At 68.3% G+C, this 9,945-nt stretch carries 7 protein-coding genes and 1 pseudogene; 3 read left to right on the forward strand and 5 right to left on the reverse strand.

The features are described from left to right. From Q0Z44_RS17480 to Q0Z44_RS17490, 3 genes are all read left to right on the forward strand, one after another. On the forward strand, window positions 1–871 hold an 871-nt coding region (locus Q0Z44_RS17480; RefSeq protein ID WP_298015158.1), incomplete at its 5' end, for a GNVR domain-containing protein. A gap of 3 nt (window positions 872–874) precedes the next feature. Beyond that, window positions 875–1,795 carry a polysaccharide biosynthesis tyrosine autokinase gene (locus Q0Z44_RS17485; protein WP_109037422.1) on the forward strand — a complete coding sequence of 307 codons (921 nt, stop codon included), beginning with the start codon at window positions 875–877 and terminating at the stop codon, window positions 1,793–1,795. Between the two features lie 10 nt (window positions 1,796–1,805). Beyond that, window positions 1,806–3,269 (forward strand): right-handed parallel beta-helix repeat-containing protein, encoded by a 1,464-nt coding sequence (locus Q0Z44_RS17490; protein ID WP_298015160.1) that lies wholly within the window; start codon window positions 1,806–1,808, stop codon window positions 3,267–3,269. 1,324 nt (window positions 3,270–4,593) lie between these two features. Here the strand turns inward: Q0Z44_RS17490 and Q0Z44_RS17495 are convergent. From Q0Z44_RS17495 to Q0Z44_RS17515, 5 genes and pseudogenes are all read right to left on the reverse strand, one after another. Beyond that, the gene (locus Q0Z44_RS17495; protein ID WP_298015162.1) at window positions 4,594–5,736 is read right to left on the reverse strand and encodes a glycosyltransferase; all 1,143 of its coding nucleotides are present in this window, start codon (window positions 5,734–5,736) and stop codon (window positions 4,594–4,596) included. Then, window positions 5,720–7,285 (reverse strand): O-antigen ligase family protein, encoded by a 1,566-nt coding sequence (locus Q0Z44_RS17500; RefSeq protein WP_298015164.1) that lies wholly within the window; start codon window positions 7,283–7,285, stop codon window positions 5,720–5,722. The genes Q0Z44_RS17495 and Q0Z44_RS17500 overlap by 17 nt, the downstream gene beginning before the upstream one ends. Further along, window positions 7,282–8,541 (reverse strand): glycosyltransferase, encoded by a 1,260-nt coding sequence (locus Q0Z44_RS17505; RefSeq protein ID WP_298015166.1) that lies wholly within the window; start codon window positions 8,539–8,541, stop codon window positions 7,282–7,284. Before Q0Z44_RS17505 ends, Q0Z44_RS17500 begins: the two co-directional genes overlap by 4 nt. Beyond that, on the reverse strand, window positions 8,538–9,806 hold the full coding sequence (locus Q0Z44_RS17510; RefSeq protein WP_298015168.1) for a polysaccharide biosynthesis C-terminal domain-containing protein: 1,269 nt from the start codon (window positions 9,804–9,806) through the stop codon (window positions 8,538–8,540). The genes Q0Z44_RS17505 and Q0Z44_RS17510 overlap by 4 nt, the downstream gene beginning before the upstream one ends. Continuing rightward, window positions 9,803–9,945 (reverse strand): annotated as a pseudogene (locus Q0Z44_RS17515) (GDP-mannose 4,6-dehydratase); the annotation flags it as partial. The gene Q0Z44_RS17510 and the pseudogene Q0Z44_RS17515, both read right to left, overlap by 4 nt.

Here is a 9,945-nt window from a genome sequence, read left to right on the forward strand (position 1 = left end):
CTCGCAGGCACAACAGGACAAGGGCATCGTCGTGACCGATGAACGCCTCGACGTCGAGACCGCCAAGCTGAACGACCTGGCTGGGCAGGTCACGACGCTGCGCGGTGTGATGGCCGATGCGTCGAGCCGGCGCAGCCAGGCTGCGACCAACGCCGAAGTGTCGCCCGACGCCATGTCGAACACCGTGATCTCATCGCTCAAGGGTGACCTCGCTCGTCAAGAGGCGCAGCTCGACCAATCCCTCGAACGCTTCGGCGAGCAGCACCCCACCATCGTCGAGTTGCGTGCTGCGATCGCCTCCACAAGGGCCAAGATCCGCGCCGAGGTGGGCCGCGTCAGCAGCAGCCTCAACGCGAGCAGCCAGATCAGTTCGTCGCGCGCCAGCGCCATCCAGGCGGCCTACGAAGAGCAGCGCCAGAAGGTGCTGAAGATGAAGCAGGACCGCAATGACCTGCTCGTACTGGAACGCGAGGTCGAGGCTGCGCAGCGGGTGTTCGACGCCATCCAGGCCCGTCAGAGCCAGATGAGCCTGGAAGGCAGCAACAGCCAGACGAACATCGTCGTGCTCGGTCAGGCCACCGCCCCCACCTCGCCCAGCTCGCCGCGGCTGGCGCTCAACCTCGTGCTGGCCACGCTGCTGGGCGGCATGCTCTCGCTGGGCCTCACGCTGGGCGCCGAGTTCCTCGACCGCCGCGTTCGTTCACCATCGGACGTCACCACGCTGATCGAGCTGCCTGTCATCGGCACGCTGCCCGGCCCGAATGCCCGTCAAGGGCGTCTGCCGTGGTCCGCAGGGGCGGCACGCCTTCCCGGCCACGCCATCCAACCCGCCTCGTCTGGCAACGTGCAGCGTTTCGGTAGTCTGGGATAAGCCATGCAAGACGCGACCCAAAAGCAATTCTCCGCCTCGAGCCTGGGTGTCAACGACTCCCGCTTCCCTGACACCCAGCAGATCGGTGGCGAGCCCACGATCGGCGAGATCATCAGCAAGGCCAACAACCTCTCACCCGAACAGATCGAGCAGATCCTGGCCTATCAACGCGAGAACGGTGTGCGCTTCGGTGAAGCGGCCGTGGCCCTGGGCCTGGCCAACACCGACGACGTGATGTGGGCGCTGGCGCAGCAGTTCCACTATCCGTACAGCAGCGAACACGACGACGCCTGCAGCGACGAGCTGGTGGTGGCCAAGCAGCCGTTCTCGGCGCAGGCCGAAGCGTTCCGCACCACCCGCAGCCACCTCATCATGAAGCTGTACAGCGGCGTGGGCCAACGCCATGCGCTGGCGGTGGTCAGCCCCCGCAGCGGCGACGGCAAGACCTACTTCGCGGCCAACATGGCGGTGGCGTTCTCGCAGCTGTCGGGCCGCACGCTGCTGATCGATGCGAACATGCGCAACCCGCGCCTGCACGAGGTCTTCCACCTGAAACCGGGCGCAGCCGGGTTGTCGAGCATCCTCACCGGGCGGGCAGTCAGCAACGTCATCCAGCCGGTCAAGGGGCTGCCCAACCTGTTCGTGTTGCCGGTCGGCACCGTGCCCCCCAACCCGCTCGAGCTGGTGGAGCGCCCCGCCTTCGGCCTGCTGATCCGCGAGCTGCTCACCAAGTTCGACCGCGTCATCGTCGACACACCAGCCGCCTCACAAGGGATGGACGGTGCGGTCATCGCTGCCAAGTGCGGCGCGGCCCTCGTGATGGCGCGCCAGGACGTCACCCATGTCAGCGACATGCAGACCATGGTGGCCACGCTGCGCATGTCCGACATCCAGATCGTCGGCAGCGTGCTCAACGGGTACTGACCGCCGCCGCATGCCTGCCGTCGTGTCGCGATGGCTCTGGGGACTGGTTCTCGCCCTGGGTGCGACCCCACTCTGGGCGCAATCGGCACCGGCCGCCTGCCCCGACGGCCCACGTCTGAGCCCGGACGGGCAGAGCGCCGCGGCGCTGCAGAAGGCCATCGACAAGGCCCCGGCCGACACCGTGGTGATGCTCGCGGGCCGCTATGACATTGACCGCACGGTGCGCCTGCGCTCCGGCACCCGGCTGTGCGCCCAACCCGCCGCCACGCTGCAATGGGCCGATGAAGACCGCCCCGGCCTGCTGCTCGACGGCACCCGCGCCGACCACACGCGCATCCAGAACCTCATCCTGCAAGGCCGCGGCATCGCGCTGAAAGGGCGTGGCCATCACGTCGAGAACAACTGGATCCGCCGCATCACTGGCGGGCCCCACCAGGGCAAGGCGCACTGGAACCAGCGCCACGGCGTGATCGTGGTCGACCGGGCCGAGCAACTGCGCGTCATCGGCAACCGCTTCGAAGACATCGTCGACACCGGGATCATGGCGTACGGACTGCGCGACAGCACGCTGCAGCACAACCACTTCCTGCGCGTCGTCGAGGGCATCCATCTCTGGTCAAGCGGCCACACCACCGTGAGCGGCAACACCGGCGAAGGCTTCACAGCCATGGCCATCGAGGTGCAGGGTGACGACGTCCCGGGTCTGATCATCCGCGACAACCGCTTCAGTGGCTGGTTGCCCGCGCACGAGCCAGGAAGCTACGCCATGTCGGTCGTCAGTGGCGACGGCGCTGTGGTGAGCGGCAACACCGTCGAGGCCCGCAACGGCATGGGGGCCTCACTGGAGGTCGGCGGCATCGCGCCGGTCGTGCACGGCAACACCCTGGCCGGGGCACCGCTCGTGATCGCCACCGCGCCCGACGCCCGCATCGAAGGCAACACGGTGCGCGGCGCCGGGATCTTCAAAGACGTGAACCGCGTGCCAGGCGGGCAGCTGCGCATCAGCGGCAACCGCATCGAGCAGGCCCCGCGTGTGGCCATCGGCACCGACTACTGGCGCGGCTACGACCGCATCACCTTGAGTGACAACACCATCGTGCGCCGGCAGCAGCCTGGGGATGCCGCCTTCATCGGCATCCTGCTGACCGGCACCGACAAGAGCCCCCTGACCGTCACGGGCAACAAGATCACGCTGCTGCCGGGCAGCACGGCCGCCGCGCCCATGGCGTGTTTCGGCAACTCGGGGCACCAGGGTGACATGCGCGGCGCGCTGGTGGCCGACAACGTCTGCGAGGGCCGGGGCCATGGTGCCTTCGTCAGCACCAACTCCCAGGGCGGCCATGTCGGCGTGCGCTACTTGCGCAACACGTTGCGCGACCTGCGCCAGGGCATCACCGGAGACAGCAGCGGCCTGATTGCCGAGCGCAACCGGCTGGAGCGCGTGGCCGCGGACCCGGCAGGGCTCGGCCGCTGAGCCGGCGGCGTCGCCGGCATCGCGGTCACCAGATCGGCGCCCACCAGGCCGCGCAAGTCGTCCAGCGTGGCCACGCGGCGATCACGTCGGTCGGCCATCACGCAGGCCAGCAGCGCCAGCAGCAACCCTGACCCGAGCGCCACCGGCAGCACGTACTCCCAGCGCGGGAACCAGGCTTCGGTCGGCAGCGTGGCGGGCTCCACCAGCACGATGTCCGACTTGCTCGCATCGCGGTTGGCAGCCAGCGTCGCCAGATTGGTCGCCATCACGATGTAGTCCTCTGCTGCCGTGTCGAACCGCGACTGAGCCTGCCGGAAAGCCGCCCGATCATCCAGCGAGGCGAGCAGGCGATCACGGGCGGCGTCGCCAGCCTGATCCCGTTGCACACGGGCACCCTGCTGGATCTCGGCCACGGCCCCCATCGAGCGATTCAAGGACGCGACCTGGCTGCGGATCTCCTGTTGAGTGCGCTGGATGGCCGCATCGAGTGCGGCCACCGACGGGTGGTTCACGCCGCGCGATGCCATCGCGGCCTCCTGCTGCGCGCTCAGGTCCGCCAGTCGGATGCGCAGACGCTGCAGCACCGCATCATCGAGCGTGCTGCGCGCCTCTTCACTGCCTTGCAGCACGCGGTTCGTGGCGGCCGCCTGCTGCGAGGCCATGAGGCCGACCACGGCCTGCCGACGCAACTGGTCGTCGGCCTGGAAGCCCGGATCCGCCATGCCGTCCAGCAACACGCCCGAGCGCTCGGACACCGCCATCAGCTCATCGTGTGCCGCCGCCATGCGCGCCAGGCTGCTGGCCAGGCTGCGGGCCACCGGGGCCTCCAGCGCCTGGTCGTCCATGCGGTTGAGGCGGTCCACCGTGGCCACCAGTTCCTCGGCATACGCATTCGCCATGGTGCGCGCAAAGCCGGCGTCGGGGGCCACGTAGCGCACCTGCATCAGATACCCGCCCCGCCCCAGCGCCGGCATCAAACCCCCTTGCGCGAGCTGGATCAGCCATTGCTGGTAAGAGCCCGCCTTTTCGCCCTGGCGCGCCCAACTCTCACGCAGGATGTCGACTTCTTCGAGCCGCAGACGCTTGACCACGCGCTCGGCCACCAGGTCGCTCATCAGCAGCGCGGCCCGCGCACCGACCACCGTCACGCTCGGGTCGCCCGTCACGCTGCGCACAGGCGAAGGGTGAGCGTCGGCCAGCACCAGCGCGGTGGCCATGTGCTGCCGCGGCAAGACCAGCCAGTAGGCCAGGGCGATGGCCTGGCTGCTGACGAACACCGCCAGCGCGAGCTTGCGGTGTTGCTTGAGGATGCGTTTCAGCGCCGTCACGGCACACTCCTTTGCGCAGCAGACCAGGATGCCGGATCAGCGACCTGACGCGCCAGTGCCAGCACGCCGGCCGCACAGCGACTCCAGCTCAATTCATGAGCCACCCGTTCCGCCATGCGATCGGCCCGCTCACGTCGTGCCTCGGGCGATTCTGCCGTGGCCAGCACGGCGCACAACGCGGCCGCGGCTGCGTCCGGATCGTCCGGCGGCACCAGATGCGCCTGCCCGGCACACAGCTCGCGGTGCGCCGTGATGTCCGAGCACACCACGGGTGCCCCTGCACGCAGCGCTTCCAGCGGCGGAAAACCGAACCCCTCGATGTGAGACAGAAACAGAAACGCCCGCGCATGGGCATACAGCCCCGACAGCATCTCGGCCGACACAGTACCCAGCGCCGACACGCCTTCGTCATGCACCTCACGCACGCCGACCAGTCGCAAGGGCAAGGCCGCCGTTCCGGCCAGCCTGCGGTAGGCCGCGTACGCCGCACGCACACCGGCCAGGTTCTTGTGCGGCAGGCCCGAGGCCAGCGCCATGATGTAGTCGCCCGTTTGCGGGCCTGGCGCAGGCAATGGCGGCACGCCGTTGTAGACCACGCGCACCCGGTGCGAGGGCGCCCCGGCAGCCAGCAGGTCGGCCTCCGTGGCGCGCGAGATCGCGACGATGCCATCGGCCCGCCGAGCGGAGTGCAGCAGGCCGGCCTTCACCAGCCACCCTTCCAGCCGCCCGAAGTGGTGCGGGTGATGCGCCAGGTACCACAGGGGGATCAGGTCGTGGATCACGCACACCGTGCGCAGCCGCACCATGTGTCGCCCCAGGCCGGGCGTGAAGCCCTTGGGCGACAGGTACACCGCCTGAGCCCCCCGGGCGCGCGTCCACAGGGCAGCACCAAACTGAGACCACCACAGGCGACGCACACGCCCCGGCATCGCGGGCGCCAGCACGTGCAGGCGCACCCGGGGCGGCAGGCCGAGCGCCTCGAAGTCGGCCACGTTGCCCCCATGGCAGGCCACATCCATCACGTCGTCGGCCGCCAGCTGGGCCGCCATGGCACCACACAGCTGCACGGCGTAGCTGTAGATGCCCTTGCTCTTGGCCGAATCCGGCGTCAGTTCGAACGCGTCAAACACCAGGTGCACGGCCGGCTCCTGGCCGGATATCCACCCGGCGCGTCACGATGTAGTACTCCATCGACACCATCCCGGCCACGATGTAGAACATCGCAGCGATGGACGGCGTCTCGAAATGCGGCTCCGACAGACTGGTCAACGCCAGCATGCCCATGATGATGAAACTCCACGCGGCAAAGCCCTTGAAATGCCCAGCGGCCTCTTCACCCAGACCGGGCAGCCGAGCGCCCAGCCAGGCCCGGCGCATCGAACCGAACACCACGGCGCCCCACAACACGAAGTACACGACGCCGCCACGCACCAGGCTCGACACGAAACTGTTGTGGGGCTCGCGCACCACCACGCCTTCCCCGTCCACCCCTGGCGCCATGAAGTTCGTCAACGCGGGGCCATACCCCACGCCAAACACCATGCGATCCGGGCTGGCCCGCCACATGTCGAGTGACGATGCCCACCAATCCAGGCGCTGCTGCACGCCGGTCGCGCCGTACTCATCGCCGTGCTTGCCGGAAATCGACAGAAAGCGATCGACCACCGCCGACAGCGTCACATCCGAAATCCGACCGGGGATCTTGATGTTCAGGGTCTCCACCAGCGCCAGAGACAACACCATGGCGATCAAGCCCCCCGCCACCGCGGCAAATGCTCGCTTGTAGCCGAAGAAGCCCAGCGCCACCGGCACAAAGAGGATGATTAGGTACAGGTTGCGCGACTGCGCCATCACCACCACGATGATGGTCTCGACCAGCACCAGCAGGATCCACAGCGTGCGCAGCCAGCTGCGTTTCGGGAACACATGCGGGATGGCAAACCAGGCCACCAAGACGGCAATGGCGGTATAGGGCGAAGTCAGCTGCGTGCCCAGCACGGGCACCGCCTGCTGGTAACTGCTGAACGAAGGGGAGACGGCCTGAATCCACGTCGAGAACGGCCACGTCAGGCCGTACAGCCCCCCGGCAATGAACCAGATGCGCATGAAGCGATCGCGCCACGCGAGCCAGGTGCCGCGGTGCACACCGAGCGCCACGATGGCCATGCCCGCCACGAAGAAGGCGATGTCGACCACCGTCAGCACATCGCGCAGCGCCGCCATCTTGTAGGTGAAGAAGTCGCGGTACAGGTGGTAGGTCGGCGGGATCACCATGGCGGCCATGGCCAGCCAGAACGCCGGCGTGCGAGCCAGCCAGCGGTAGGTGAGCGGCAGCAGCACCAGCAGCCCAACCAGGCAGCCCCCCTCGGCGAGCGTGATCTTGGCTGAGCCCGCGCCCACCACGATGTTCGTGAAGCCGTAGTTCAGCACGAGCTGTCCCAACGTCACCGACAGCACCAGGCGCACATACCAGGGCGCCTTCGGCGCGGCAAAGCTGAAGGCCGCCCACAGGATGGCCGCCACCACCACATACCGCAGCCCGTAAAGGCCCAGAAACGGGCTGCCGACCAGCACGTAGTAGCCGATCAACGGCACCAGCACGCCCAGAAGCAGGAACAGCCCGAGCTCCGTCCACGACGGCCAGGCCCACGACGCAGCGCGTGCGCGCCACATGGCCAAGGTGCTCATGCCTCTCCCTCCAGCCGGCGCAAGGCTTCGGCACATTGCGGCACCTGTTGGCGCACATCGTCGTACACGGCGGCTGCGCGCTCGGCCCAGCCCATGCGGCGCGCACGGGCCACCGCCTCGTCATGCAACGCCTGCCTCGCGGGTGTCGACAGCGCGTGGAACCGCACCACGGCCTCGGCCAGCGCAGCCACCACCTGGGCCTGGGTCCGTCCGGCCGTGGGCACGACCATGCCACACCCCGGCGTGATGAAGTGATGCGGCCCGCCGAGGTCCAGGCAGATCACCGGCAACCCGCGGGACAACGCCTCCATCACCACGGTGCCGCCCGAATCATGCAGGCTCGGAAACAGAAAGGCATCGGCCTGGTGGTACAGGCCCATCAGCTCGCTCTGCGGCACGCGGCTCACGAAGCGGACGCGGTCAGTCAGGCCCAACGCCTGCACCCGTGCCTTGAAGAAGGCGTCCAGCTCGCCTTCACCCACAATCAGCAATTCGACATCGGCGCCTTGATCGACGGCGGCCCGTAGCGCAGCCAGCGCCAGGTGCACGCCCTTGAAGGCGATCAGGCGCCCGGCAAACATGAAGGTCGTACGGGCCCGTCGCACCACCGGCGTGGGGCGTGGCACGACGTCCATCACCCCCACTTCGTGTGCCACGACCGCCCGCGCACGCAGGCTGGCGGGCAGGAAGGCCAGCGTGTCGCGGGTGCGGCAGTAAAGCCGGTCGGCACGCGACCACGCAAGGCGCGTGGGCACGTCAAGCCAGAACGACCACAGCACTGCGGTGCGCAAGGCCTCCTTCAGCTGCACCTTCCAGGGCAGCCCGGCAAACAACCGCGCCGGCGCGGTCTCGGCACCGCCCAGCGGCCCGACAATGAAGGGCAGACCCAGCCCGCCCAGCCACGACGGATACCGCAGCGAGCCCCACGTCAGGTGGTGCACCACATCGAAGGTCTGCCGCTGCACCAGGTCGCGGGCCACCGGCCGCATCTTCCACTGCCAGTACACGTAGTACAACTGCGAATCCAGCAGGCGGCGCTCAAAGCGCCCCCACGGCGGCGACACATCCACATACGCCACCTGAAGCCGCGGCACCGGCCGGCGCGCGAGTTCCGCCTCGACATCCGCGCGGAACCACGCATGCGTGATCACCGTGACGTCATGGTGTTTTGCCAGCGCCACGGCCCAGTGCCAGCCCACGCCGCACTCCGAGCCCAGCACCGGTGAGAACGCAAAGGCCGACAGCAGGATTCTCATGCGTGCTGCTCCTGCCTCATCGCGCCCACCTGGCGGCGGAATGCCAGCAAATGCCACAGCGTGGGCACCAGCACACCGATGTTCGACACCCACACGGCCCCCAGCAGGCCGAACGTCGGGATCAGCCACGGCGCGAGCGCAAACGACACGACCGTGCCGGCCACATAAGACCAGAAGATCTGCTCCGTTTGCCGGATCACCAGACCGCCCGCCTGCGACACCAGCGACAGCATCCCCACCAGCGGGCCCACCGCCGCATGCGGCAACACCGCGGCGGCCTCGGAAAAACGTGCGCCAAACAGCCAGCCGACCAGTTCGGGCCCCAGCCCCACCAGCACGGCCACGATGGCCGCGGCGAGCACCATGATGAGGCTCGCCGATTGAGCCAGGTAACGCTGCATGGCCGGCATGCCCCCGGCCTTGAATCGGCGCGACGCCTCAATCGGCAGGTGGTTGCCCAGTGCCTGGCGGATCACGTTCAGCCCGTTCAGGATGGACGCGGCGGCGTTGTACTGCGCCACCCACAAGGGCTTGCCCCACTCGGCGATCTGAAACGGCACCAGCATGAAAGACCCGAACATGAAGACCTGACTGAAACACACCCACCGCGATTCCGCCCAATGCGATGCGGCAGCCCGCTGCAAGGCTGCAGGCGCGGGCCAGGGCACCGCTCGCGCCTCGGCCGGCAGGCCCGCATAGGCCCAACCGGCCGATGCAGCAAATGGCAGCGCCCCCACCAGCAGCACGGCCTCAAGCGGTGCCTCACCGCCCGCCGCCATGCCCACCGCCAGAATCGCCACCAACTGCCCGCCGTAGGCCAGCGCATCCAGCGCAGACACCCGCTGCATGCGCCCTTGCACGAACAGCACCCGCCGCATCGTTTCCTGCAGCAGGAAAGCCGCCGTAAACACCGCGGCCGCCAGCGCCACGCCCTGCGAGGGCAGGTAACGCCACGCCACCAACGCAAACAGCCCGATCACCAGCGGCCAGCCCAGCACCTGCAGCATCAGCACCGCCTTCAGCCGTTCGCCCAGCTCGGCGGGCGCCTCTCCCACCGCGGCAATCGCCATCGGCTGGGTCAGGTAGGCCCGGTGCATCGCGCTGACGAACCACACCAGCGTGATCGCCAACCCATAAGCCGAAAACGCCGCCAGCGACACATGGCGCGCCACCACCAGCGTCAGCACGAAATTGCTGGCCGAGACCAGCACCTGGTCGCCCAGCGCCCAGACCACCGGCGACCGGGTCAACCGTGCCCAGGTCACTCGTGGTAGTCGTAGGCCTGGAAGCCTGCGAGTTTGACCAGGTTGTCGCGCTTGGCCGAGGTGTAGTCGCTCTGCACCATCTCTTTGACCAGATCCTGCAGCGTGATCTTGGGCTCCCAGCCCAGCTTGGCCTTGGCGT

This window comes from uncultured Aquabacterium sp., assembly GCF_947366995.1.
Lineage (GTDB): Bacteria > Pseudomonadota > Gammaproteobacteria > Burkholderiales > Burkholderiaceae_C > Aquabacterium.

Bases quoted from the DNA above. Each gene is read 5' to 3' on its own strand.
- Q0Z44_RS17485 (WP_109037422.1), top strand. From the start codon at position 875: ATGCAAGACGCGACCCAAAAGCAATTCTCCGCCTCGAGCCTGGGTGTC.
- Q0Z44_RS17500 (WP_298015164.1), bottom strand. From the start codon at position 7,285: ATGAGCACCTTGGCCATGTGGCGCGCACGCGCTGCGTCGTGGGCCTGG.
- Q0Z44_RS17505 (WP_298015166.1), bottom strand. From the start codon at position 8,541: ATGAGAATCCTGCTGTCGGCCTTTGCGTTCTCACCGGTGCTGGGCTCG.
- Q0Z44_RS17490 (WP_298015160.1), top strand. From the start codon at position 1,806: ATGCCTGCCGTCGTGTCGCGATGGCTCTGGGGACTGGTTCTCGCCCTG.